Annotated in this window: 22 protein-coding genes; 13 read left to right on the top strand and 9 right to left on the bottom strand. The window is 66.0% G+C overall.

Features of this window, described 5'->3' with window-relative positions; translation table 11 throughout:
• Nucleotides 1-36 precede the first annotated feature (36 nt).
• From AC1MCD_RS00650 to purU, 5 genes are read left to right on the top strand one after another with little or no spacing between them, the layout of a single operon-like run.
• Nucleotides 37-471 carry a sarcosine oxidase subunit delta gene (locus AC1MCD_RS00650; RefSeq protein ID WP_498674901.1) on the top strand — a complete coding sequence of 145 codons (435 nt, stop codon included), beginning with the start codon at nt 37-39 and terminating at the stop codon, nt 469-471.
• The gene (locus AC1MCD_RS00645) at nt 468-3,413 is read left to right on the top strand and encodes a 2Fe-2S iron-sulfur cluster-binding protein (protein ID WP_498674899.1); all 2,946 of its coding nucleotides are present in this window, start codon (nt 468-470) and stop codon (nt 3,411-3,413) included. The genes AC1MCD_RS00650 and AC1MCD_RS00645 overlap by 4 nt, the downstream gene beginning before the upstream one ends.
• The gene (locus AC1MCD_RS00640) at nt 3,406-4,041 is read left to right on the top strand and encodes a sarcosine oxidase subunit gamma (RefSeq protein WP_498674898.1); all 636 of its coding nucleotides are present in this window, start codon (nt 3,406-3,408) and stop codon (nt 4,039-4,041) included. Before AC1MCD_RS00645 ends, AC1MCD_RS00640 begins: the two co-directional genes overlap by 8 nt.
• A complete protein-coding gene (locus tag AC1MCD_RS00635; protein WP_498674895.1) occupies nt 4,042-5,415 on the top strand; it encodes an L-serine ammonia-lyase in 1,374 nt (457 codons plus the stop codon).
• A 2-nt stretch (nt 5,416-5,417) separates the two neighbouring features.
• Entirely contained in the window at nt 5,418-6,314 is an 897-nt protein-coding gene (gene purU / locus AC1MCD_RS00630; protein WP_498674894.1) for a formyltetrahydrofolate deformylase, read from the top strand.
• Nucleotides 6,315-6,471: 157 nt separating this feature from the next.
• Here purU and AC1MCD_RS00625 read toward each other — a convergent pair whose 3' ends face one another.
• Nucleotides 6,472-7,431 carry a DUF559 domain-containing protein gene (locus AC1MCD_RS00625; RefSeq protein WP_498674892.1) on the bottom strand — a complete coding sequence of 320 codons (960 nt, stop codon included), beginning with the start codon at nt 7,429-7,431 and terminating at the stop codon, nt 6,472-6,474.
• 153 nt (nt 7,432-7,584) lie between these two features.
• Nucleotides 7,585-9,135 carry a helix-turn-helix domain-containing protein gene (locus AC1MCD_RS00620; RefSeq protein ID WP_498674890.1) on the bottom strand — a complete coding sequence of 517 codons (1,551 nt, stop codon included), beginning with the start codon at nt 9,133-9,135 and terminating at the stop codon, nt 7,585-7,587.
• 108 nt (nt 9,136-9,243) lie between these two features.
• On the opposite strand from AC1MCD_RS00620, the gene AC1MCD_RS00615 reads away from it, so the two are divergent.
• Complete coding sequence (locus tag AC1MCD_RS00615; RefSeq protein WP_498674888.1) at nt 9,244-10,839, top strand: purine-cytosine permease family protein; 1,596 nt, start codon at nt 9,244-9,246, stop codon at nt 10,837-10,839.
• Nucleotides 10,840-10,875: 36 nt separating this feature from the next.
• On the top strand, nt 10,876-11,835 hold the full coding sequence (locus tag AC1MCD_RS00610) for a polysaccharide deacetylase family protein (protein WP_498674886.1): 960 nt from the start codon (nt 10,876-10,878) through the stop codon (nt 11,833-11,835).
• Between the two features lie 91 nt (nt 11,836-11,926).
• On the opposite strand, the gene AC1MCD_RS00605 is transcribed toward AC1MCD_RS00610, so the two are convergent.
• The 4 genes from AC1MCD_RS00605 to AC1MCD_RS00590 all read right to left on the bottom strand — a co-directional run bounded on the left by AC1MCD_RS00605 (nt 11,927) and on the right by AC1MCD_RS00590 (nt 15,712).
• Nucleotides 11,927-12,901 carry a ribokinase gene (locus AC1MCD_RS00605; protein WP_498674885.1) on the bottom strand — a complete coding sequence of 325 codons (975 nt, stop codon included), beginning with the start codon at nt 12,899-12,901 and terminating at the stop codon, nt 11,927-11,929.
• Nucleotides 12,898-14,319, bottom strand: a complete 1,422-nt coding sequence (uriT, locus tag AC1MCD_RS00600; RefSeq protein ID WP_498674884.1) for a uridine transporter UriT — start codon at nt 14,317-14,319, stop codon at nt 12,898-12,900. The genes AC1MCD_RS00605 and uriT overlap by 4 nt, the downstream gene beginning before the upstream one ends.
• Entirely contained in the window at nt 14,320-15,333 is a 1,014-nt protein-coding gene (gene uriH / locus AC1MCD_RS00595; protein ID WP_498674882.1) for a uridine-preferring nucleoside hydrolase UriH, read from the bottom strand.
• A 226-nt stretch (nt 15,334-15,559) separates the two neighbouring features.
• Complete coding sequence (locus tag AC1MCD_RS00590) at nt 15,560-15,712, bottom strand: LPXTG cell wall anchor domain-containing protein (protein WP_491352295.1); 153 nt, start codon at nt 15,710-15,712, stop codon at nt 15,560-15,562.
• Between the two features lie 101 nt (nt 15,713-15,813).
• Between AC1MCD_RS00590 and AC1MCD_RS00585 the strand changes: the two genes are divergently transcribed.
• The 4 genes from AC1MCD_RS00585 (at nt 15,814) to AC1MCD_RS00570 (ending at nt 20,911) form a co-directional block, all read left to right on the top strand.
• Nucleotides 15,814-16,872: a LacI family DNA-binding transcriptional regulator gene (locus tag AC1MCD_RS00585; RefSeq protein ID WP_498674880.1), complete on the top strand. Its 1,059-nt coding sequence runs from the start codon at nt 15,814-15,816 to the stop codon at nt 16,870-16,872.
• Between the two features lie 141 nt (nt 16,873-17,013).
• Nucleotides 17,014-18,123, top strand: coding sequence for a GTP pyrophosphokinase (locus AC1MCD_RS00580; protein ID WP_498674877.1), 1,110 nt, complete (start codon nt 17,014-17,016; stop codon nt 18,121-18,123).
• A 150-nt stretch (nt 18,124-18,273) separates the two neighbouring features.
• Nucleotides 18,274-19,623 (top strand): glycosyltransferase family 87 protein, encoded by a 1,350-nt coding sequence (locus AC1MCD_RS00575; RefSeq protein WP_498674875.1) that lies wholly within the window; start codon nt 18,274-18,276, stop codon nt 19,621-19,623.
• Between the two features lie 61 nt (nt 19,624-19,684).
• A complete protein-coding gene (locus tag AC1MCD_RS00570; protein WP_498674873.1) occupies nt 19,685-20,911 on the top strand; it encodes a glycosyltransferase 87 family protein in 1,227 nt (408 codons plus the stop codon).
• Nucleotides 20,912-20,960: 49 nt separating this feature from the next.
• Here AC1MCD_RS00570 and AC1MCD_RS00565 read toward each other — a convergent pair whose 3' ends face one another.
• Together AC1MCD_RS00565 and AC1MCD_RS00560 are read right to left on the bottom strand one after the other, a co-directional pair.
• Nucleotides 20,961-21,107 (bottom strand): lmo0937 family membrane protein, encoded by a 147-nt coding sequence (locus AC1MCD_RS00565; protein ID WP_498674872.1) that lies wholly within the window; start codon nt 21,105-21,107, stop codon nt 20,961-20,963.
• A gap of 152 nt (nt 21,108-21,259) precedes the next feature.
• On the bottom strand, nt 21,260-21,988 hold the full coding sequence (locus AC1MCD_RS00560) for a TetR/AcrR family transcriptional regulator C-terminal domain-containing protein (protein ID WP_498674870.1): 729 nt from the start codon (nt 21,986-21,988) through the stop codon (nt 21,260-21,262).
• Between the two features lie 363 nt (nt 21,989-22,351).
• Between AC1MCD_RS00560 and AC1MCD_RS00555 the strand changes: the two genes are divergently transcribed.
• Nucleotides 22,352-22,606 carry a hypothetical protein gene (locus tag AC1MCD_RS00555; RefSeq protein ID WP_498674868.1) on the top strand — a complete coding sequence of 85 codons (255 nt, stop codon included), beginning with the start codon at nt 22,352-22,354 and terminating at the stop codon, nt 22,604-22,606.
• Nucleotides 22,607-22,608: 2 nt separating this feature from the next.
• The gene (locus tag AC1MCD_RS00550; protein ID WP_498674866.1) at nt 22,609-23,070 is read left to right on the top strand and encodes a hypothetical protein; all 462 of its coding nucleotides are present in this window, start codon (nt 22,609-22,611) and stop codon (nt 23,068-23,070) included.
• Between the two features lie 48 nt (nt 23,071-23,118).
• Here the strand turns inward: AC1MCD_RS00550 and AC1MCD_RS00545 are convergent, their stop codons facing one another.
• On the bottom strand, nt 23,119-23,724 hold the full coding sequence (locus AC1MCD_RS00545) for a TetR/AcrR family transcriptional regulator (protein ID WP_498674863.1): 606 nt from the start codon (nt 23,722-23,724) through the stop codon (nt 23,119-23,121).
• Between the last annotated feature and the right edge of the window lie 111 nt (nt 23,725-23,835).

The raw sequence follows: 23,835 nt of genomic DNA, 5'->3' as shown, positions 1-23,835 counted from the left end.
CGCCAGCGATCCCTGCACTTTAGAAAGAAGACGCACATGCTGCTCATCTCCTGCCCCAACTGCGGTTCGCGCGACGAGACCGAATTCCACTACGGCGGCCAGGCCCACGTGGCCTACCCGGAAAACCCGAACGAACTGAACGACCGCGAATGGGCCGAGTTCCTGTTCTACCGGGACAACACCAAGGGCGCCTTCGCCGAACGCTGGCTGCACAGCACCGGCTGCCGCCAGTGGTTCAACATGCTCCGGGACACGGTCACCTACGACATCCAGGCCGTCTACCCGATGGGAACGCCCCGGCCGGCCGCCGCACCTGCCGCTCCGGAATCGGGTACAGCCAGCATCGCCGCTGACAGCACCACCACCGGCACCGCGGCGCCCAGCATCTCGGGCACCAGCACCTCGGCACCAAGCCTCCCTGAAACCAGCACCACCGCCAGCACCACCGCCCCGGAAGGAGCAACCAAGTGACTTCCCAGAACGCCCGCCTCGCCGCCGGCGGACGCATCGACCGCACCATCTCCTGGCGTTTCACCGTGGACGGCGAGGAATTCACCGGCCACCCCGGCGACACGCTCGCTTCGGCCCTGATTGCCAACGGCCGGATCTCCGCCGGCAATTCGCTGTACGAGGACCGCGCCCGCGGCATCATGTCCGCCGGCGTGGAGGAATCCAACGCGATGGTCAAGATCTCCCCGCGCTTCCCCGGCGACGTTGCAGAGTCCATGCTCCCCGCCACCACCGTCACCCTGGTGGACGGCCTGCAGGCAGAGCTGCTCAACGGACTGGGCAAGCTGGACCCGCAGGAAGACAAAGCCGAGTACGACAAGAAGTACGTCCACACCGACGTCCTGGTGATCGGCGGCGGCCCCGCCGGCCTGGCCGCAGCCCGTGAGGCTGTCCGCACCGGCGCCCGCGTCATCCTGATGGACGACCAGCCCGAACTGGGCGGCTCACTCCTGTCCGGCTCAACCGCCCCTGAATTGGCTGAGACCATCGAAGGCAAGCCGGCCCTGGAGTGGGTAGCCGACGTTGAGGCCGAGCTCGTTTCCGGAGCCGAATCCACCGTACTGAACCGCACCAGCGCTTTCGGCGCCTACGACGCCAACTACGTCATCGCCGTCCAGAACCGCACCGACCACCTGTCCAGCCCTGCAGCGCCCGGCGTCTCCCGCCAGCGTATTTGGCACGTGCGTGCTAAGCAGGTGGTGCTGGCTCCCGGCGCCCACGAACGCCCGCTGGTGTTCGAGAACAACGACCGCCCCGGCATCATCCTGGCCTCCGCCGTCCGCAGCTACCTCAACCGCTACGCCGTAGCCGCCGGGCAGCGCGTGGTCATCAGCACCACCAACGACAGCGCCTACGCCCTCGCCGCGGACCTCCGCGCCGCCGGCGTCAAGCTCGCCGCCGTCGTCGACGCCCGTCCCCAGCTCACGAAGGTGGCTGCCGCCGCCGTCGAAGCCGGCACCCGGGTGCTGATCGGCAGCGCGGTGGCAAACACCGCATCCGGCGCCGCAGATGGCCGCGTTGAGAGCGTCACCGTCCGCAGCATCAACGACGACGGCGAACTCACCTCCGGCGTCGAAGAAATCGCCTGCGACCTGCTGGCAGTTTCCGGTGGCTGGAGCCCGCTGGTGCACCTCCACTCCCAGCGCCAGGGCAAGCTGCGCTGGGACGACGAGCTGGCCGCTTTTGTGCCGAGCACCGTGGTCCCGAACCAGCAGACCATCGGTTCCGGCCGCGGCAGCTTCGAACTCGCGGACGTACTGGCAGAGGGCATCTCGGCCGGCGCATCGGCCGCCATCGCTGCGGGCTTCGCTTCGGAAACCAAGCCGGCCGTGATCGGCGAGCCGAAGGCCTCCGCCCCGACCCGCCAGCTCTGGCTGGTCCCGGGCCAGGCCGGCACGCCGGATGACTGGCACCACCACTTCGTGGACTTCCAGCGGGACCAGTCCGTGGCTGACGTGCTGCGGTCCACCGGTGCGGGCATGCGGTCCGTGGAACACATCAAGCGCTACACCTCCATCAGCACCGCCAACGACCAGGGCAAGACCTCCGGCGTCAACGCGATCGGCGTCATCGCCGCCGCACTCCGCACCGCCGGCGAAGCATCCCGCGGCATCGGCGACATCGGCACCACCACCTACCGGGCGCCGTTCACGCCGGTGGCGTTCGCAGCACTGGCCGGACGCCAGCGCGGCGAGCTGTTCGACCCCGCCCGCGTCACGTCCATCAACCCGTGGCACGTCGCCAAGGGCGCCCTGTTCGAGGATGTTGGACAGTGGAAGCGCCCCTGGTACTACCCGCAGGCCGGCGAGGACATGGACGCAGCCGTGCTGCGCGAATGCGCCGCCGTCCGCGACTCCGTGGGCTTCATGGACGCCACCACCCTCGGCAAGATCGAGATCCGGGGCAAGGACGCCGGTGAGTTCCTCAACCGGATCTACACCAACGCGTTCAAAAAGCTCGCCTCGGGTTCCGCCCGCTACGGCGTGATGTGCATGGCAGACGGCATGATCTTCGACGACGGCGTGACCCTCCGCCTCGACGACGACCGGTACTTCATGACCACCACCACCGGTGGCGCCGCGAAGGTTCTGGACTGGCTGGAAGAATGGCTGCAGACCGAATGGCCCGAACTCGACGTGCACTGCACCTCGGTGACCGAACAGTGGTCCACCATTGCCGTCGTCGGGCCTAAATCCCGCGCCGTCCTCGCCAAGGTGGCACCGGAACTCGCCAAGGACGGCGGGCTGGAAGCCGAAGCCTTCCCGTTCATGACCTTCCGCGAAACCACCCTCGCGTCCGGCGTGCAGGCCCGCGTCTGCCGGATCTCGTTCTCCGGCGAACTGGCCTACGAGATCAACGTGCCGTCCTGGTACGGGCTGAACACCTGGGAAGCCGTGGCCGCTGCCGGGGCCGAATTCAACATCACTCCCTACGGCACCGAAACCATGCACGTGCTCCGCGCCGAAAAGGGCTACCCGATCGTCGGGCAGGACACCGACGGCACCGTCACCCCTCAGGACGCGGGTATGGAATGGGTCGTCTCCAAGGCCAAGGAATTCATCGGCAAGCGCTCCTACGCCCGGGCTGATGCCAGCCGCGAGGACCGCAAGCACCTGGTCAGCGTCCTGCCGGTGGATGGCTCCATCCGCCTGCCGGAAGGCACCCAGCTCGTCGAAAAGGGGATCAGCACCAGCCCCGCCTATGGCCCCGTCCCCATGCAGGGTTTCGTCACCTCCAGCTACCACAGCGCCGCACTGGGCAGGTCTTTCGGTCTGGCCCTGATCAAGAACGGCCGTAACCGCATCGGCGAGTCCCTGGTGGCCGTCGCCGGCGATCAGCTGGTTGACGTTGTTGTCGCAGAAACCGTACTTTTTGACCCCGAAGGAGCCCGCAAAGATGGCTAACACAGCAGAACTCAATGGCGTCAATGGACTCCGGGACATCCGCCGCAGCCCCGCTTCACACCTGGCCTCCGCCTTGGAAGCCGGTTCGGTCCAGGGAACCGTGGTCCTGAGCGAAGGCCCGTTCCACACCATGGCGGGCGTCCGCGTGGACCCCCGGTCTGAGGAAGGGACGCGGATCGCGGCTGCTGCCGGCGGCCTGCCGGCACGCTGCGGCGAAGTGACCGGCAAGGACGGCATCAGCGTCCTCTGGCTGGGACCCTCGGAATTCCTGGTCGTTGCACCGGAGCAGGCCCACGACTCCCTGGGCGGAGACCTTATCGGTTCCCTCACCGAAGCGCTGGGCGACGCCCCGGGCCAGGTGGTGGACCTGTCCGCCAACCGCACCACGTTCGAGCTGTCCGGTCCCCGCGCCCGGGCCGTCCTGGAAAAGGGCTGTGCCCTGGACCTGCACCCGCGCAGCTTCACGCCGGGAACAGCCCTGAACACCGAGGTGGGCAACATCCCGGTGGTCCTGCAGAAGACCGGGGAGGAGAGCTTCCGGCTCTTCCCCCGCGCCTCCTTCGCGGACTTCCTGGGCCGCTGGCTCCTCGATGCAATGCGCGAGTACGCCTCGCCTGAGGTCCCCTAAATGGCCCTCAGCGTCCTGGACCTGTTCTCCGTTGGCATCGGGCCGTCGTCGTCACACACGGTCGGCCCGATGCGGGCGGCGAAGCTGTTCGCCGACGGACTCAAGGGCGACGGCCACCTGAGCTCCACCAAACGCGTCCAGGCAGAGTTGTTCGGTTCGCTGGGTGCCACGGGGCGGGGCCACGGTTCGGACAAGGCCGTGGTCCTGGGCTTCAAAGGGCTGGACCCGGAAACCGTGGACACCGCCACGGCGGACGATCAGGTGGCCGCCGCAGCCCTCGACGCCGAACTCCTGATTGCCGGGACTCACCGGGTGGACTTCAACTGGGACGAGGACGTGGTGCTTCACCGGCGCAAGTCCCTCCCGGCCCACCCCAACGGCATGACCTTCCGGGCGCTGGACCACGCCGGCACCGTCCTGAGCGAGCGGAGCTTCTACTCCATCGGCGGCGGCTTTGTGGTGGACGGCGATGCCGACGCCGGGGACCGGGTGGTGGCCGACGCCACCGTCCTCCCCTACCCGTTCACCACCGCCGACGAACTCCTGGCGATCTGCAAGCGCGAGGGCTTGTCCATCTCCGACGTGATGCTGGCCAACGAACTGACGTGGCGGAGTGAAGCGGAACTCCGCGAAAAGCTGCTGGCACTGTGGGCGGTCATGCGGGAATGCGTGGACAACGGCTGCGCCGCGGAAGGGATCCTCCCTGGCGGGTTGAACGTCAGGCGCCGGGCGCCGTCGTTATTCCAGACTCTGAGCGCGGACACGGGCGTCACCGATCCGCTCCGCGCGATGGAATGGGTGAACCTCTTCGCGCTGGCGGTCAACGAGGAGAACGCCGCGGGCGGGCGCATCGTCACCGCGCCCACCAACGGCGCGGCCGGAATCGTCCCCGCCGTCCTGCATTATTACGTCAAGTTTGTGCCCGGCGCCAACGACGACGGTGTGGTGCGCTTCCTGCTGGCCGCGGCCGCCGTCGGAATCCTGTTCAAGATCAACGCCTCCATCTCCGGTGCGGAAGTGGGCTGCCAGGGCGAGGTGGGCTCGGCCTGCTCCATGGCCGCCGCCGGCCTCTGCGAGGTCCTGGGCGGTACGCCCGAGCAGGTGGAAAACGCCGCCGAAGTGGGGATCGAACACAACCTCGGCCTGACCTGCGATCCGGTGGGAGGGCTGGTGCAGATCCCTTGCATCGAACGCAACGCCATCGCCAGCGTGAAGGCCATCAACGCCGCACGGCTGTCCCTCCACGGGGACGGCAGCCACAAAGTTTCCCTGGACAAAGCCATCAAAACCATGCGTGAGACAGGAGCGGACATGAAAACCAAGTACAAGGAGACCTCCCGCGGGGGTCTCGCCGTCAACGTCATCGAGTGCTGACCATGACTGCCATCCAGACTGAATCCTCCGCCTCCGCGGCTCCGACCACCGTGGAGCACGTCCTGACCCTCGACTGCGCGGAGACGCCCGGCATCGTCCACGCCGTCTCCGGGTTCCTGCTCGAGCATGGCTGCGACATCCTGGACAGCAAGCAGTTCGGCGAGCGCGACGAGCGGCACTTCTTTATGCGCGTGCATTTTGCGTCCGACGGCGATGCCTCCACCGCGGACACGCTGCGGGCCGGTTTCGGGCCGGTGGCCGAGCGGTTCGGGATGCGCTGGCGGCTGGAGCCGCAAGGTGCCAAGCGCCGCGTGCTGATCATGGTGTCCAAGTTCGGCCATTGCCTGAACGACCTGCTGTTCCGGGCCAGGACCGGTGAACTGCCGGTGGAGATCGCTGCCGTGGTCTCCAACCACACGGACCACCAGGCACTCGTGGAATGGCACGGCATCCCGTTCTTCCACGTGCCGGTCACCGCCGCCACCAAACCTGAGGCCGAAGCCCGGCTGCTGGAACTCGTGGACGAGTACGACGTGGAGCTGGTGATCCTGGCCCGCTACATGCAGGTCCTCAGCGACGACCTCACCCGGCGGCTGGACGGCCGGGCCATCAACATCCACCACTCGTTCCTGCCCAGCTTCAAGGGCGCCAAGCCGTACCACCAGGCCTACGCGCGCGGGGTCAAGACCGTGGGCGCCACAGCTCATTACGTCAACGCCGAGCTCGACGAGGGCCCGATCATCTCCCAGCAGACCGTGGACGTGGACCACACCTACGGCCCGGAGGACCTGGTTGCGGCCGGCCGGGACACCGAATGCAAGGCCCTGTCCAACGCGGTGCGCTGGCACTGCGAAGGCCGGGTCATCCTGCAGGGCAACCGCACGGTAGTGCTCCGCTGACCTGCCCCTCCCCCGGACGCTCTCTCACTTAATGTGGGTTTTCCGGTGACGCTCTCTCACTTAATGTGGGTTTTGACGTGACGCTCTCTCACCCTCCGGTGAGGGGGCGTCACGGCTTTAAGGACGGGACTGACGACGGGGCAGATTCGGCGGACGATCAGTCGCTGCCGGCAAAACCAGCCGCCTGCGGGTGGTCAAGCCAGCCGTTGCGCAGGCCTTTCTTGATCTGCACGAGTGCCCGCTGGAAATCATCGGCGAGGTCGCTCTTATCGAAAACGAGGACCGTCCAGCCGGCTGACTCGAACGCCTTATCCCGTCTCCGGTCGCTGAGGATCTGTGCATCACCAAGGTGATGACCGCCGTCGTACTGGATGGCAAGGCGGCGGTGACGGTAGCCGAGATCGGCCGACGGCGATCGTGCGTCTCCGGCGCGCAGCGGCACCTGGAGTTCGGGCTCGGGCAGGCCGTTATCGGTCATTGCCAGGCGAAGCAGCGATTCCGGGCCGGAATCGGCGCCAACCCGCATCAGCTCGAGTGCTTGGCGAGCCCGCACGACGCCTTGGAGGTTGGGGTGGCGGCCAGCCAGGATGCGCAGCCCGGCAAGCGTGTCGTAGGGGTGCGTCCTGCCCTCGAAATCCACCCGCGGGATACGGATCAGTTCATCACCCATGCTGACCAGGTCTTTGAGCGGCAGGGTTCGTGCCAAATCAAGCCACGTCCGGGACCGCGTACTCAGGCGGATGCCGTCGCTCAGTTCGGTCTCGTCTTGAAGCGTCAGGACGGTGTGGCCGAACACGCCCTTCCGGCGGACCGATGGCAGTGAACGCGGTTTGCTCAGATGAAGCTCCGTGGAATCGGCGAGCCAGGGAGGCAACAGCTGGCACCGAAGCCGGGCCGCGGTGACGTGGGAAATCCAGGCTCCCGGGGACGCAGCCGACAGCGCCCGGGCCGCACCCTCCAGATCAAAGTCCCAGTCAGTGGGCCGGTAGAGGCCTCGGCCCACGTTGACCATGTCCTTCCGCCGAAGCCGGTTCAAGGTGACGCCGGCGGTCACGGCTGAGTCGAAAGTGAAGGGGGCCGCAGCCAGCGGCTGGGGCAGGAAGTCTTGCTTTCGCATGCTGGCATTGTGCCCCGAAACGACAGGACGCTGCTGAAGTTATCCACAGGCGCGCGCTGGCACGAGGGCGGGGTGCGAGAGGGATGCCCGAAAAGCCACATTAAGTGAGAGAGGATCGCCAGAAAACCAGCATTAAGTGAGAGAGCGTCCTGGCTATTTGGACTGCAGCGCCGCGAGGCGGGTGGCCAGATGCAGCGCCGCGAGCCGGCCCGTCCCGCGGGGGTCGCCGCCGCAAAGTGCGAAGATCCGCTGGAGGCGCTGATGCATCGACTGACGTTCCAGATGCAGCTCCCGCGCGGCCTGGGCGGTATTGCAGCCTGAGTCCAGCCAGACCCGCAAGGTCTCCAGGAGGGCGGAGTGGCGCTGCTCATCGTGCGCGAGGATGGCTCCCAGCTGCTGGCGGACGAAGTCCGTGCGGCGGCCGTCGTCCAAAGAGTGGGATGCGAGCCGTTCCACCGCGAAATCCTCAGCATCGAGCACACCCCCGGACTGCATGGTCCCCTGCCTGTGGACCCCGACGCCGGAGGAAAGTTCCAGCGTCAGCCTGGCTTCGGTCAGCGACCACGGAGCGGCGGCGATGCCGGCGGCCACGGGACCCACTGCACTGACGCTCCCCTCGGGCAGTTCAAGCGCCTGCAGTCCAGCCAATATGTCCTTCCTGTCTTGCTGGGCGCTGTCCGGGCGGAGGACGGCGAGCGCCAGGAGCTCCGCATTGTCCGCGTAGCTCGCGCTGTGCCGTCCGGCCCGGTCCAGCAGCTGTTCGACGGCGGTGCGGAGCTGTCGCGAGCCAGGGGACCGGACCACAATGGCCACCAGCTGCGCTGACAGCGGGATCCCTGCCGCCGGGGCCAGCTGTTGGAGCCGCCAGTTCTGGGTGCCCGAATCGACGGCGCGGATCAGCGCCGCGCCGGCCATCTCCTTCAGCCCCGGGGGCATGCGCTGCAGCAAAGCCAGGGCCAAAATGTCCACTGAGCGGTTCCCCGCGATCCTCGCCAGGTTCACATCGGATCCGGCCAGGGCGCGGAGCGTGAGCCGGGCCGACGGGATGCCGCGAACGGAAACGTCAACGACGACGGTCCGGGCACGGTCCTGCTCTGCGTTGGCGGTCAGTGCGGGTTCGGCCGCCGCGGCCTGGTCAGCAGGCAGTGCACTGGCCAGCGGAGCCCCTTCGTTGGATGTCAGGACAACTTCCGCGCCGGTAGCGTCGGCGAGGACGGCCAGGATCCGGTCCAGGCTGCCGCCGTGGGCCAGCTCCACCGCCATCGCATGGCTTGCCCCGTCAGCCTGTTGCAGGTGCGCGGCTGACTCGCTCACGAGCAGCGAGTTGATGGCTTCCATAACGCCAACGAAGGGCACCACTTTGCGGAGCTCTATCAACGGAAGCCCGGCGGCCTCGGCTGCTGCAACCATGGCGGACGGAATGGACGGCAGGCCGGTACCCGTCTCAATGGCCAGCGCAGCCACTCCACGTTCCGCCAGCTCCCAGATGTACCCAACACGCCGCTTATCCGTTGCTGCCACCAGCGCTTGGCCACCGGTGAGCAACAGTTCACCGCCGCCGAGTAACGGGGCGATGTCCAATACCTCACTGGAGTGAATCCAGCGGAGCTGCGTCTGGGCCGCGACGGCCGCCGCCGCGCGGATCACCGGATCGGCCGGGGTGAGGCTGGAGTGTTTCAAAACATCCGCTAAGCGTATGGGCATGACACTCCGTCGCGTAAATGGGTGATGTTCATGACACATTGTATGTGGTGGTTGTGGCCTGAGCCACATAATCTGGATCTATCCCTTTTACTCATGGAGGCTCCCCCCATGCACAACAATCTCTCCACTCCGCAGCAAGAGTCGGCAATGGTGCCGGCAGAAGACTGCGAAGCCTGGCTTCAGCCCATTCCCGAGTCCCAGCGCACGCGCAAAGTTTCCGGTCAGTTCTGGATCTGGGCCGGCGCCAACCTCGCACCGATCAACTGGGTGCTCGGCGCCCTCGGCATCCACCTAGGCCTCGGCTTTGCCGACACGGTCACCGTTCTGGTTTTGGGGAACCTGATCGGCATGCTGCTGTTCGGCTGCTTTGTCCTGCTCGGCCAGAAAACCGGCGCAACCGGCATGGTCCTGGCCCGCGCAGCGTTCGGCCGCCGCGGCAACTACCTCCCCGCAGCCATCCAGGCCCTCTTGGTGATTGGTTGGTGCGCGGTTAATACCTGGATCATCCTGGACCTGGTCATGGCCCTGTTCGGCACCCTCGGCTGGGTTGATCCGACAGCACACAACTATGTCTGGAAGATCGGTGTGGCCACCGCCATCATGGCCGCACAGGTTGCCATCGCCTGGTTCGGCTACAAGGCCATCGCGGCCTTCGAAAAGTGGACCGTACCGCCCACCATCATCATCCTGGCCGTGATGTCCGCCGTGGCATGGTTCGGCATGAAGATCGACTGGGGCTACGCCGGCCCGGCCGGACAGATCCTTGAAGGCTCAGAGCGCATCGCCGCCATGAGTGCCGTGATGACCGCCATCGGCATCGGCTGGGGCATCACCTGGTTCACCTACGCCGCCGACTACTCCCGCTTTGTCAGCACCGAAGTCCCCAAGAGGAAGGTCTACCTGGCATCCGTCCTGGGACAGTTCATCCCCGTGGTGTGGCTCGGAATCCTCGGCGCCAGCCTCGCCACCAACAGCGGTGAAATCGACCCCGGCAAACTCATCGTGCAGAACTTCGGCGTGATGGCGCTGCCCGTACTTCTGATGGTGCTGCACGGACCCATCGCCACGAACATCCTCAACATCTACACGTTCTCGGTGGCCACGCAGGCACTGGACATCACCATCAGCCGCCGCAAGCTCAACCTGTTCGTCGGCGTCTTCTCCCTCGCCGCCGTCGTGTTCTTCATCTTCCAGGAAGACTTCGCGGCAGTCCTCGACGCCTGGCTGATCGGACTCGTGGCCTGGGTGGCCGCCTGGGGCGGAGTCATGCTGGTTCACTACTTCTGGCTCGACAAGCGCTGGCCGGGCAACCCGGAGAGGCTCTTTGACGCAGTGGGCACCAAACGGCTCCCGGTAGTCAACTGGGCCGGTGTGGTCTCGCTCCTGGTCGGCATCTTCGCCACGTGGCTGTTTATGTACGGACTCGTTCCTGCCATGCAGGGCCCCATTGCCGTGGCCCTGGGCGGCTGGGACCTCTCCTGGCTCGCAGGCGGCCTGGCGAGCGCCGGCAGCTACGCCCTCCTTGGCCCGGCTTACCACCGCAGGCACCTGGACTCCGCCCTGCCGGCCGAGACGGTTGCCCAGGCCACCGCGGACCTGCGGTTCGCCACCCAGCCCGTCGCCCAGACTGCCACCCAGCCTGTTTCGCCGGCCAGCCCGGTGCAACGGCAGGAATCTGAAACGCTGACGCTCGAACGGCCCTGACGCCCACACGGACCCACCTAGGAAACGAAACACACCATGACCATTGACGCATTCGCGGATTCCGTCCACCCGATCACCTGGCCCGATGGCAAGCAGGCGGCAGCCTCCTTCACCTTCGACGTGGACGCCGAGTCCTGCACCATCGCCCACGATCCGAAAAGCACGAGCCGGATGTCCTTGATGACGCACCAGTCGTACGGGCCCAAGGTGGCGGTGCCGCGGCTGCTGCAGATTCTCCAGCGGCAGGACATCCGGGCCACCTTCTTCGTCCCCGGCTTTACCGCCGAGTGCTACCCGGATACCGTCCGGCGCATCGTCGATGCCGGGCACGAGGTTGCGCACCACGGCTACCTGCACGAACCCATGCAGGGGATCGACGCCGCGACCGAGGCCCGCTACATCGACCGCGGGCTGGCGGCCCTCGCCAAGGTCGGCGTGGAGCCGGTGGGCTACCGGGCGCCGTGGTGGGAGCTCAACTGGCAGTCGCCGGCGCTCCTGGCGGACCGCGGCTTCCTCTACGATTCGAGCCTGCTCGACGGCGACGCACCGTACCGCTTTGCGGTGGCGGAAGGCGACAGCCGGGACATCGTGGAGATCCCGGTGGACTGGACCCTGGACGACTGGGAACAGTACGCGTTCTACCCCGGCGTCACCGGCAGCGGTGTGATCGAGAGCCCGGCCAAGGTCCTGGAAATGTGGACTCTCGAGGCAGAGGCGCACCACGCCCAGGGCAGCTGTTTTGTCCTGACCAACCACCCGTTCATCTCGGGGCGGCCGTCCAAGGCCGTGGCCCTGGAGAAGCTGATCGAGCGGGTGAAATCGATGGACGGCATGTGGGTGACCACCATGGAGGAGATCGCCGAGCACACCCGCCGGACCGTCCAGGAAGTTCACACCCACGCCCGGATCGAAGTCCCTTCCTTCCCGGACACGGGGGCAAGGTTCACGCCGGCTGCCGTTCACCAGCACAGCCCGGCCGGTACCCACAGCCGGTAAGTCCGGCGGCGGCACCCCGGAAACAAGTAGCGCCCGACGGCGGCAGGAGACTGCCGCCGTCGGGCGTTTCTTTTGTACTGCGCTCAGACCGTCAGACGGATCCCGAGGCGAGCACGCGTTTGACGTCGTCCTCATCGGGGTAGGCGGCCTGGGTGCCCTTGCGGGTGGTGGCGAGCGCGGCTGCGATAGACGCAAAGGCGGCGGCGTGGGCCAGTGATGCGCCGGCGGCCAGGCGCGCGGCCACGGCCCCGGTGAAGGCATCGCCGGCGCCGGTGGTGTCCACCGCCTTGACCCTGACCGGTGCGATCTGGACAAGCTGCTGCCCGGTGTCGGCGAGTGAATCGAGCACCACGGAGCCGTTGGCCCCCAGCGTGACGAGGACCTGCTGGAGTCCCCGCTCGGCGAAGCTCACGCGGACCGCTTCCCAGTCGCCGGCGTCCCCGTCGCTGCCGGGAATGTCGGCGGAGCCGAGGAACTGCGCCGCCTCGTGGGCGTTGACCAGCAGGACGTCCGTCAGGTCCGCCAACTGCTGCGGGATTTCCGCATACGGCGAGAGGTTGAGCACCACTGTTGCGCCGGCGTCGTGCCCTGCCTGCGCGGCGGCCAGCACGGTCTCCATGCTGACTTCGAGGCAAAGGCAGACCACGGCGGCACGGTTGATATCGTCCGCTGCCGAGGCGACGTCCGCCGGCGACAGGGTGCCGTTGGCTCCCGCCGAGATGATGATGTTGTTCTCACCGCTGGCGTCCACGGCGATGACGGCGACGCCCGTCTCCGCGGCGGCGGTCCGGACGTGCCCGAGGTGGACTCCCGCGCCCGAAGCCGAGGTGATCAGCATCTCCCCGTTGGAATCGTCACCCACGGCACCGACAAGGCTGACGTCCGCGCCCAGAAGGGCCGCCGCAACAGCCTGGTTGGCGCTTTTGCCGCCCGGATTCACCGCGAAACCGGTGCCGTGCACCGTCTCGCCGGGCAGCGGGAGCCGCTCACAGTAGATGGTGAGGTCCGCGTTCAGGGAGCCGACGACGACGATCCCGCCTGCGGTGCGTGCTTCGGGGGCGGTCATTCGGTCACCTCAGCCTCGACGGGCTTGGGGATCAGGAGCGAGGCTGCGAAGGCGGCCACGGTGATGACGAGCCCGGTGAGCACCACGCTCAGGTAGGAGGCCTTGGCCTCGCCCATGGCGGACGTGGCCACCAGTACTGCAGGCAGCACCAGGAAGCTGAGGCCGGCGCCCAGGTTGAAGGCTCCCGCGTTCATGCCGGGCAGGAACCCCGGGTTTCCGGCGGGTGAGAGGACAACTCCGAGACCGTTCAGCATGATGTTGACCGTACCGGCGTACATGATGCCCAGCAAGACCGTGCCGGCGATCATCAAGGGCAGGCTGCTGAGGCCGAAGAACGCGATGATGGCCAGGGCAGCGATGCTGCCGAGCATGCCGATCCGGAGGACCTTGGTGTAGCCGAGCACCGGAGCGAGCCGGCCGCTGATGGGGCCCACCAGCCAGCCGAGCAGGGCGTACGGGGTGAGGATGATCAGCGACATTTCGGTGGGGCCGATGCCGAATCCGGGTGCGGCCGCCTGGACGTAGGCCGGGACGATCCCGTTGATGACGGCGAAGATGCCGGTCATGGTCAGCGTGGTGGTCAGCAGCGGCGCCCAGGTGGAGCGCTGGCGCAGATGAACCGTCTCCACCATCGGCTGCTTGGCGCGCTTTTCGGTCCGCCAGAACAGGTAGAACGCGGCGGCGGCAACCAGCACCAGGCCGATGGACAGCATCAGGGTGCCGGCTTCGAAGGCGCCGACCAGCTTTGAGCCTTCGTTGAGGGCTGTGAGGAGGGCGCCCACTGCGATCACGATGAAGAACACACCCAGCCAGTCCATGGTGGTGCCGGCGGCCGGCTTGCTTTCGCCGGCGAGCAACGCGATCAGGGCGGTGGCCACGACGGCCAGGACCACCATCAGCCAGAAGATGCTGCGGAAACCGTAGTGCTCGGCGAAGTAGCCGCCCACGAAGGAGTCCACGCCGGCCACGCCGCCGTTGACTGCGGTGATCAGGCCCATCAGGGTGCCGTACTTCTTGGGGCTGCTGACGGCGGAGCGGAGCATGATGAGGCAGAGCGGGACAGTGGGTCCGCTGACGCCCTGGATGATGCGGCCCACAAACAGCCAGGTGACGTCCGGGGCCAGCGCTGCGATGACCGAACCGACGGCCATCAGGACCATCATGCCGATCAGGATTTTCTTGCGCCCGATGATGTCGCTCAGGCGGGGCAGGAAGAGGGAGAACAGGGCGGCCGCGGTGAAGAACCAGGTCTGGGACAGGCCGATGGTGGCCTGGTCAGTGTTGAGCTCTTTTCCCATGGTGACCAGGGCGGGGCTGAGCATGGAAGCGTTGAGCTGGAAGGCAACGCAGGCGGCCAGCAGGGCCACCATCAGGGCAGTGACGTTGCCGGTTTTGCTGTTCGTAAGTGTGGTGCTCATTTACTTGGCCCCTACCGTTGCTTCGAGGGCTGCGGGTTCGCCGATTCGTACGAGTGCGTCGGTGACGAGGTCCCAGAACTTTTTGTGGTCCAGGTCGACCGCCACGGAGGTGTTGCAGTCTTCGGGTGCGGGGGCGCGGAAGTCGGCCACGGTCATGCCGAGCGTCAGTTTGCCCTGGAGTTCGATGTCGACGGGCACCTTGCGGGTGCTGACGATGCTGGGGTCGATCACGTAGGCCACGGCACAGGGATCGTGGACTGGCGGGTAGTCGAAGCCCTGGGCATCCTTGTAGGTCTTGGTAAAGAATTCCATCAGTTCCAGCACGAACTTGGCCGGGCCGGTGCCCACTGCGGCGATGTTCTCCACCACCTCGGGAGTGGCCAGGGCCTGGTGGGTGAGGTCCAGTCCCACCATCACCACGGGCCACTTCTCGTTGAACACGATGTGCGCGGCTTCGGGGTCGATGATGATGTTGAATTCGGCCACGGCGCTCCAGTTGCCCACGTGGTAGCCGCCACCCATCAGGACAACTTCCTTCACGCGTTCCACGATGCGCGGTTCCTTGCGGGCAGCGAGCGCGATGTTGGTCAGGCCGCCGGTGGGGACGAGGGTGACGGTGCCGGGTTCGTGGGCCATCACGGTGTCGATGATGAGGTCGACGGCGTGGCGCGGGTCCAGTGCGATGGCCGATTCGGGCTGGGCGGGGCCGTCCATGCCTGACTCGCCGTGGATGTCCGGCGCGTTTTCGATGGTGCGGACCAGGGGGCGGGCGCAGCCGGCGGCGAAGGGAACGCCGGTGATGCCGGCGATGGTCCCGACGGACAGGGCGTTTTTGGTGACCTTTTCCAGGGTCTGGTTGCCCACCACCGTGGTGACGGCCAGGAGCTCGATGTCCGGGTTGCCGTGCGCGAGCAGCATGGCCACGGCGTCATCATGCCCGGGGTCGCAGTCGAGGATGATCTTCCTGGGGGCGGGTTTCGTCGGTTGGGATTCCACGTTTATTCTCCACGTCATTGGGGCCTGCCAGGGCAGCGGGCGAAAGCAATCAGAGCGATCATGACACCCGGAGCAGCATCACGTCAAGCGCTTAACGTTGACGCACGTCAAGCGCTTGACTATATGCCGGATAAGGCGGCGGTGCGGAGAGAGCCACGCGACAGCAGTGGAGACGCCGGGCATACAAAAGCGGTGGCCGGTTCTGATGCAGAACCGGCCACCGCCGAAGAGTCCGGACCGAAGGTCAGGCGTTAGTTTTTCGTTTCAGCCAGCCCCAGACGGCCGTGGCGACGAAGAGCACCAGGCCGATGATGGCCAGCCACAGCAGCCCCTTCACCACGAAACCGAGGATGGAGAGCACAAGCCAAATGATAAGTAGTGTGATTATTAGTCCCATATCGGAATCCTATGCCCTCGGACCTCACACCTCGGACCTCGGGTGCGGTGCAGCGGGGCGGCCGTGCGCTGACCGCACTCCCCGCCTACTACGATCGAGGGATGGAATCCGTGGAACAGCAGCCGCAGCCCCTGCGTTCCCGACGGATTACGGCAGCCATGGTCGCTGCCCGCGCCGGCGTTTCAACGGCGACCGTCTCCCTGGTGGCCAACGGCAAGACCGCCGGCCGGGTGTCGGAGGACAACATCCGCCGCGTACGGGACGCGATTTCCGAGCTCGGCTACGTGGTGGACAGCGTGGGCAGCTCCCTGGCCAAAGGGGTCAGTTCGATCGTTATCCTGGTGGCTCCGGACATCTCCAACCCGTTCTTCGCCAAGGTGATCGCCGGTGTGCGCGAGTCGCTTGGGGCGGACTACCAGCTGTTGCTGTCCGTCACCGATGCCGGGGAGTTTCCGCAGGCGGACGACGTGCGCAAACTGATGGCGCTGCGGCCGGCAGGGCTGCTGGTTGATGCTCCGAACGCCGGGTTCCTGGATGACCTTGCTGTTGGCGGGCCGCTGGTGCTGCTCGACGCTCCCGGGATGGAGGCCTATGCGCCGTCGGTGAATCTGGACGTAGCCCACGGAGCCCGGGAACTGGCGGCGCATCTGGCAGCTGCAGGGCATCAAAAGGTTGCCTATGTGGACAGCGTCACCGGAACAGCGACGTTCGCCCTTCGCCGCGAAGCCTTCCTGGCGGAGGCCGCTCACCACGGGATCACGGTGGATTCCGGTCACATCATCAGCACCACCATCGACGTCGGTGCGGCAGCGGCTGCCTTCGCCGCTGCATGGCCGGCGTGGCAGCGCGCGGGGGTCACCGCCGTCGTCTGCGGTACGGACACGCACGCCTACGGTGTGCTGCAGGAAGCACGCGTGGCCGGCGTGCAGATCCCGGGCGAGCTGGCGATAGCGGGCTTCGACGATCTGCCGTACTCCGCCACCAGTAATCCCAGCCTGACCAGCGTGCACCTGCCCGCCACCCCCCTGGGGCTGAAGGCCGGCGAGCAGCTGCGCCACCTGATGGAAGGCCGCGAGCTAGAGCAGCCGCAACTCACGTTGGAGAGCTCACTGGTGGTCCGCAACTCCACATCCCCCGCGACCGCCGCCCCCAACCCCTAGGACGCTCTCTCACTTAATGCGGCTTTTAAGGCAACCCTCTCTCGCTCTCCTAAAGAAAGTGATAGAGGGTTGCCGCTTTTCCCGCATTAAGTGAGAGAGCGTCCTCACGGGAGTGTCGCAGCCCCGCCGTAAGCTGGGTGCATGCCGAGTAACTGGGACAGCCTGGACGTCAGCCTCCGCGAATCCGTGCAGGAGAACGTGGAGATGTACGAGCGCGTCCGGCCTGCCCTGAAGCTGGTCACCCGTGATGTCCTCCTTATCCTGCGAGACATGCTCAAGGACACCGAGGTCACGCCGCTGTTCGTTACGGGGCGCACCAAAACGGTGGAATCGTTCCGCGAAAAGATCTCCCGGATTGAGGAACCGTTGGAGCCCGGCGGCCCTCCGGTGCTGAAGTTCCCGGACCCGTTCCGGACCCTCAATGACATGGTGGGCATCCGCGTCATCACCAAGCTGCCCGCCGAGAATGCGCTGGTGGCCAACATCATCAAGCGCCAGCGCCAGGTGTTCGATTGCCGCGGGGACCGGGAGAAGGACATCGGCTCCATCGAGTCCGGCACCTACGGCTACTCCAGCCGCCACCTCATCCTGCGAACCATCCAGAACGAGGCCGTCAAGGAGTACCAGCAGGCCTACAATCCGGAGGTCCCGCCCAACGGCAGCTACTTCTTCGAGTGCCAGATCCGCACGGTTTTCGCGCATGCCTGGAGCGAGATCGAGCATGACATCCGTTTCAAAGCCGAGGATCCGCGCGCCTGGACGCCGCATTTCGACCGCCAGTTCACCGCCACCGCGGCCATGCTGGAGACCGTGGAGAGTGCCTTCGCGGACCTGCACGAGCGCTACGAAGAGGTCCGGAGCTACTGGGACATGGACGGTGAAGGCGCCGCACAGCTCACCCCCAACCGGATCCGCGACGTCTGGCGCACCCTGCTGCCGCACGTGGACCGCAAGGTGGACGACGACTGGGGCTGGGCGGCGGAACTGATGGCGGCCCACGGCCTGAACCAGACCGTCCAGCTGGCGGGCCTGCTCAGCGCCCAGCGGATCACCGAGGTCCGCAAGGCCCTTGACCACCGCTACTCCCCCGGCCCGGACCGCCTGCTGGATGACCTCCTGCTCTGGCAGTACGGCACCAAACACATTGACCTCACCGCGGAAGCGCACGACGTCGTCCCTCACCCGCGGCGCGACAGTCTCCTGCGGCGGCTGAAACAGATTGAGCGCTACCGCCACGCCAAGGCCACGTAACTGTTTTAGGGCCCAATAAGAGACGCGTGCGGGGCCGCAGATTATTGGCCGCCCCTCCCGGTCAATTACCCTTGACTCATAGGGGCGGCTGTTATAAACGGACCCCCGATGCTTCCGGTTCCCGCCCCGCGGCACGATCCGGCACCCGTCTTGCCCCTCTCTGACAAGGATTCCGCCATTTCCACGGACGCATTCTTCGCCTCGCTCACCCGGGTCCGCAACGTCATCCTGCCGTCGCCCGTCCGGTCCTGGTTGAACACTTCCCGCGGGCTGCTTACCGGCTTCATCCTGGTGCACCTCGGATTCCTGATCTTCGGTGCGCTGCTTTCCCTCCGCGGCGAGGCGTTCAGTGACACCTTCATCTACCGGGACTGGGCTGCGGCCGGGTTCAACGAGGCGAACCTCACCGGCGGTCCCAGCCCGTGGGTGTACCCCATCCTTGCGCTGATCCCCATGGCGATCGCGGGACTGGCCGGACCGGGGCCGTTCTTCTTCCTATGGGTGCTGATGACCACGCTCCTCAACGGGTGGGGCCTGGCAAAGCTGACTGACCGGGGCCGCAACCGGGACGCGATCCCGGCGGGCTGGTGGTGGCTGATGTTCACGCTGCTGATGGGCTGGCTGGGCTTCGCCCGCGTGGACGGCCTCACCGCTCCGATCGTTTTGGTCGCCCTCGCCTACGGGGTGGGCCGGCCGTTCATCGCCTCGGTCATCCTCGCCGCCGCCACCTGGGTGAAAGTCTGGCCGGCCGCGGTGATGCTGGCCCTTTTCGCCGTCGTCAAGAACCGCCTGCTGGTGGTGCTGGCCGGCGTGGCCACGTCCGCGGTTGTGGTGGCCCTCGCTGCCGCCGTGGGCAGTGTGCCCAAGCTGCTGAACTTCCTGACCCAGCAGGGCGACAGGGGCATGCAGCTCGAGGCAACATTCACCACCCCGTGGCTGTGGCTGTCCGTGCTGAACATTGGCGACTCCCGGATGTACATGAACACCGACATCAACTCGATGCAGGTGGACGGGCCCGGCACCGCAGTGATGTCCGTGCTGATGCAGCCGCTCCTGATCCTGGCTGCGCTGCTTGTGGCCGGCCTGACCTTCTGGGCGCTCCACAACGGCAAGCTGAAGGGTGGCGGGACGGACGGCGGCGTGGACCGGACCGAACTGCTGCTCGCCGGAGCCCTCACCCTTACCACCGCGTTTGTGGTCTTCAACAAGGTGGGATCGCCCCAGTTCATGGTGTGGCTGGCGCCCGCCGTCGCAGTGGGCTTGGCGCACAGCTGGCGTGAATGGCGGGTTCCCGCGGCCATGCTGATCGCCATCGCCGTGGCCACGTTCTTCATCTATCCGCTGTTCTACGATGCCCTGAGCCACAACAACCCGCTCATGGCCGGCGTGCTGACCATCCGCAACATCCTCCTGGTGGTGCTGTTCCTGTGGTCCGTCCGGCGCCTGTACTTGCTGGGCAAAAAGACTCCCGCGTCCGTCCCCGCGCTCAAGGAGTCCTAAGATTTCCACGACGTTCTTCGACCGGCTGGTCAGTGTCCGCAGCAAGCTCCTGCCCGCGCGTGTGGTGGACTGGTTCGCCCGTCCGTCCAGCGTCTGGTGGGGGTTCGCGGTCATCCACCTGTACTTCCTGGGCTGGATGGCGTCGTTCTTCCTGAACGGCAACACCTTCAGCGATACGGAGCAGTACCGGCAGTGGGCCGTGGACGGCTACAACCCGGACAGCCTGGACGGGAAGATCAGCCCGTGGGTGTACCCGGTCCTGGCGCAGATCCCGATCTTCCTCGCGAACATCGCCGGACCCAGCCTCTACCTGCTCTGCTGGTTCCTGATCATCACAGCCCTCAACGCCGTCGGACTTGTGTACCTGACCCGCGGACCGCGAAAGGTGCGGGGCATTGCCCCGGCCTGGTGGTGGCTTTTTTTCACGGTCTTTATGGGGTATCTCAGCTTCGCCCGGGTGGAGGGCATCACCGCCCCCATCGTGCTGATTGCCCTGCTCTGCGCGGCCGAACGCCCTGTGGTGGCGGGTGTGCTGCTGAGCGTCGCCACCTGGATCAAGGTGTGGCCGGCGGCCGTCCTCGTGCCGATTGTCATTGCCAGCCGGAAGAGGATCCAGGTGCTGGCCTCCGGCGTCGCAGTCACCGCCGTCGTTGGCCTTGGCACGTATCTGTCCGGCGGCCTGCCGCACATCATGGACTTCCTCACCAACCAGGGCGAGCGGGGCATGCAGCTTGAGGCCACGTTCTCCACGCCGTGGGTGTGGCTTAGCGTGTTCAACATCGCCGGCTCCAAAATGGCGGACAACACGGCCATCAATTCCACCGAAGTCTACGGACCCGGTGCATCGGTGGCCGCCTTCCTGATGCAGCCGCTGCTCATCGTCGCTGCCGTGGTGGCCGCGATCCTGCTGGTGCGGGCGCTGAAGCGCGGCGCCGAGCGGGAGGAACTCTTCCTCGAAGGCGCGTTGATGATGACCACGGCATTCATCGTGTTCAACAAGGTGGGCTCGCCGCAGTTCATCATCTGGCTGGCGCCGGTGATCATCGCGGGGCTGACCCACGACTGGGACCGCTGGAAGGTCCCGGCCGCGCTGCTGATGGGCATCGCCATGACCACGTTCGTGATCTACCCGCTGTTCTACACCCCGCTCATCCACGCCCACCCGGTGATGGCTGCCATCCTCACCACCCGCAACGTGCTCCTGGTGGTGTTGCTGTGGTGGTCGGTGAAGCGGACCGCGGAACTAGGACGGAAGTCGACGGCGGTGCCGGAGGCGCGGACGGCCTGAGGCGCCGCACTGTGGGGGAATCGCGCTGTGCGGGAATACAGTCCCGTAATCAGGCGCGGGACCTGCCTTGAATGAAATGGAAGATCAAGACAACCACCGCCACAACCAAAAGAATGTGAATAAGCCCGCCGCCAATATTGGCGAGCAGGCCCAGGAGCCAGAGAACTGCGATGATGATGGCGATCCAAAGCAACATGAGATTCTCCTTCGTTTCGCTTGGCCAAGGGTTGGCCCGGGCCTAAGCACCACCCGGTATCGGGTAGTGCTTATCACCATATTTCAGAATTGGGTCACTGGAAATGGCAAAACAATAATCAATTTCACGGCGGGTGCGGTGGCCGGCGTCGGTTAGCTTGCCGCTGGTGGTTGCTGCTCAGACGGTGTCGGCCCGGGCGAGAGCCGCGCTGCAAGGCCGGACAGCAGGATGCTCAGTCCCTGGTCCAGTTCGGCCTCGCCGTCGTAGTCGGCGAGAATCGGCGCCAGCTTACGGAGGCGGGGAAACTCGCGCGGCGGCAGCCGGTGCAGGCCCAGCCGGAGCAGTGCCTCGTTTTCTTCAGGATCAACGATAAACTCCTGCAGTTCATTGAGGATGTGCCCGTACAGGAACCCGTAGTAGGCCCGGTAGACATGGAGCGCATCACCGGGGCTGAACCCGGCGTCGATGAGCAGGGAGAGGATCTGTTCAAGCGGACGCAGGGTCCCCAAGGGACGCAGCCCCAGGGGCGTGGACAGCGGCCGGGTGACCAGCAGTGGCACGACGTTCGGATGGCGGAGAGCCAGCAGCCGCAGGTCATGGGCAATGTGTCGGAGCTGCGCCTGCCAGTCCGGATCATCGGGAATGATGGCCAGCTCGTTCAGGACAAGCTCTGAAACCCCATCCAACAGTGCGGCCCGGTTGTCCGCGTAGCGGTAAAGACTCATCGGATCCCGGCCGAGTTCCTGTCCCAGGCGGCGCATTGTCAGGGCGTCGAGCCCTTCTGCATCCACCAACTCCAGCGCGGCGGTGAGCACCAGTTCCCGGTTCAGCCGCTTCTTCTTACCGGCGGTCGAGGCAGGTTTTTGATCTTGTGCGGGCACCACGGCTCCCTCCACGAGGACGGACCTGACCCTGGCCCTGAGAAATAAAGCATGCTTGCTTATGCGTAAGTCTACGCGTAAAGTCTACAACGTAGAGCATCCGTCACCGGTCGCAGCAGGGACCTGAGCGGGAGGGCCGTTCCCGGCCGCTCACGCATCAGGGAATACGAGTTCTTCTTACCTGCCGCCCGTGAAGAGGCGGTCCACGGCCAGCCACCGGCTGCGACCTGCTCCTCCACCACAATCCCCGCCGCAGAGCTGCGGTAATCAGGAAACCCGTCTCAACACCCCGTGCAGGTTTGAGGCGTCAGCCGCTGTAGCCTCACGGCGGCACAGAACGCACCCCGCGGAAACGAGCCAATCATGGCACCGTCGCAGTACGACCTGTTCCTCAAAGAAGCCACAATCAACGACCATGCCGACTCCACGCTCGGCCGAGACTGCCTCTACGGGCTGTACACCAGCTGGTGCTTCCTGCAGCGCCTGGTGCCCTGCGCCGAAGACGCCTTCTGGACGGCCATGAAGAAAAAACGCGTCCACCCGGAAAACAACGGGCTCCGCATGAAGGGCCCGGCCGCAGCGGACTACATCATTGCCAGCTACCCCGGCCTCGTCTGACAATGACCACACTGACTCACGCGCCGTCGCCCCACGGCGCCAGGCAGCCGAACGGGCAGCAGCCCTGGTGCGCCGTCTGCGATACCGACCTGCACCTCGTGGTGGACTCCATTACCGTCCTGGACGAGTGGGAGGATACGCTCAGCGTTGCCTTCAAGTGTGCCGAATGCGGCGGCCACCGCATCATGTCCACCACCCCGCGCTTCGTCGCTGCAATCCTGGCCAGGTCAACAACGGACGACGACGTGGTGCACGTGGGCGCCCAGTACATCCACTGCGGAGAACCGATGCCTCCGCTGGACCCGAACCTGCGGAGTTCCCGCAGGCCGGTCTCCACCGATATGCCGGCAGGAGATTTCCTCGAGGCATACCTCCGGGCCCGGGTGCTGCGGTGCCGGTGCGGCTTCCAGATTGAAGTTCCCCGCACTTCTCCAACCGTCCATGCCGTCCCGGCCCAAAGCTGACGACTGGAGTCCCGGCGGCCCTGCTGATGAAGGACCGCCGTGACTGATCTATTGCGGCTGGGAGTTTTGGGGCCGGTGCTCCGCAATCAGTCCGGCGGCCATCCGCCGGGCCCGGCGGGCGGCCAGCTTGTCGCCTTCGGCTGCGGCGATGATTGAGCCCTTCATGAGGATGTGCCAGGAAAGGGCGAATGCCTCCGAGTCCCGCAGGCCGGCTTCATCGGCCAGGAGGCGGACCTGCTGGCGGATCCTGGCCAGGTATTCGATGCTCGCCTTGCCCAGGGGATGGGCCGCCCCCATCTCCAGCAGCACTTTCACGAACGAACATGCTTCGAAATCATCGTCGTGGAACCACTGGTCGTAAACGTCGAAGATGGCCAGCAGCTGATCTTCGGGGTTATCCGCCCGGCTTCTGGCCTCCGGGACGACGGACCCCAACATCCACAGCTCATCACGCCGCTTCAGGAAGGCCAGCACCAGATCATCCTTCGAGGGGAAGTGCCGATAGAACGTTGCCTTGGCGACGCCTGACGCGCGGATCAGCTCGTCGACCCCGACGTCGCGGATCCCGCGGCGCGAGAACAATCCGTAGGCTGCCACAACGATACGGGTGTGGATGTCACCAGGGGCTTCAAGGTCGTCGGCGAGTGTCCTCATGCCAGCGAATTCTACCGTCGCTATACGGGATTTTCCCTGCTTGCATGCCGACAAATAGCGCTTCGGTGCCGACATGTAGCGAGGGCTGCAACCAGTGGGGCGAAGCCCGGC

The sequence above is a fragment of the Arthrobacter sp. BF1 genome, assembly GCF_056680215.1.
Note: the sequence above shows the minus strand (reverse complement) of the source record. Positions and strands in the feature narration are given on the sequence as shown.

Coding starts and splice junctions, on each gene's coding strand:
- AC1MCD_RS00635 (WP_498674895.1), top strand. CDS start 4,042: ATGGCCCTCAGCGTCCTGGACCTGTTCTCCGTTGGCATCGGGCCGTCG.
- AC1MCD_RS00605 (WP_498674885.1), bottom strand. CDS start 12,901: ATGACCGCCCCCGAAGCACGCACCGCAGGCGGGATCGTCGTCGTCGGC.
- AC1MCD_RS00590 (WP_491352295.1), bottom strand. CDS start 15,712: ATGGGACTAATAATCACACTACTTATCATTTGGCTTGTGCTCTCCATC.
- uriT (WP_498674884.1), bottom strand. CDS start 14,319: ATGAGCACCACACTTACGAACAGCAAAACCGGCAACGTCACTGCCCTG.
- AC1MCD_RS00640 (WP_498674898.1), top strand. CDS start 3,406: ATGGCTAACACAGCAGAACTCAATGGCGTCAATGGACTCCGGGACATC.
- AC1MCD_RS00565 (WP_498674872.1), bottom strand. CDS start 21,107: ATGTTGCTTTGGATCGCCATCATCATCGCAGTTCTCTGGCTCCTGGGC.
- AC1MCD_RS00625 (WP_498674892.1), bottom strand. CDS start 7,431: ATGCGAAAGCAAGACTTCCTGCCCCAGCCGCTGGCTGCGGCCCCCTTC.
- AC1MCD_RS00550 (WP_498674866.1), top strand. CDS start 22,609: ATGACCACACTGACTCACGCGCCGTCGCCCCACGGCGCCAGGCAGCCG.
- AC1MCD_RS00610 (WP_498674886.1), top strand. CDS start 10,876: ATGACCATTGACGCATTCGCGGATTCCGTCCACCCGATCACCTGGCCC.
- AC1MCD_RS00545 (WP_498674863.1), bottom strand. CDS start 23,724: ATGAGGACACTCGCCGACGACCTTGAAGCCCCTGGTGACATCCACACC.
- AC1MCD_RS00580 (WP_498674877.1), top strand. CDS start 17,014: ATGCCGAGTAACTGGGACAGCCTGGACGTCAGCCTCCGCGAATCCGTG.
- AC1MCD_RS00620 (WP_498674890.1), bottom strand. CDS start 9,135: ATGCCCATACGCTTAGCGGATGTTTTGAAACACTCCAGCCTCACCCCG.
- AC1MCD_RS00585 (WP_498674880.1), top strand. CDS start 15,814: ATGGAATCCGTGGAACAGCAGCCGCAGCCCCTGCGTTCCCGACGGATT.
- AC1MCD_RS00555 (WP_498674868.1), top strand. CDS start 22,352: ATGGCACCGTCGCAGTACGACCTGTTCCTCAAAGAAGCCACAATCAAC.
- AC1MCD_RS00615 (WP_498674888.1), top strand. CDS start 9,244: ATGCACAACAATCTCTCCACTCCGCAGCAAGAGTCGGCAATGGTGCCG.
- AC1MCD_RS00650 (WP_498674901.1), top strand. CDS start 37: ATGCTGCTCATCTCCTGCCCCAACTGCGGTTCGCGCGACGAGACCGAA.
- uriH (WP_498674882.1), bottom strand. CDS start 15,333: ATGACGTGGAGAATAAACGTGGAATCCCAACCGACGAAACCCGCCCCC.
- purU (WP_498674894.1), top strand. CDS start 5,418: ATGACTGCCATCCAGACTGAATCCTCCGCCTCCGCGGCTCCGACCACC.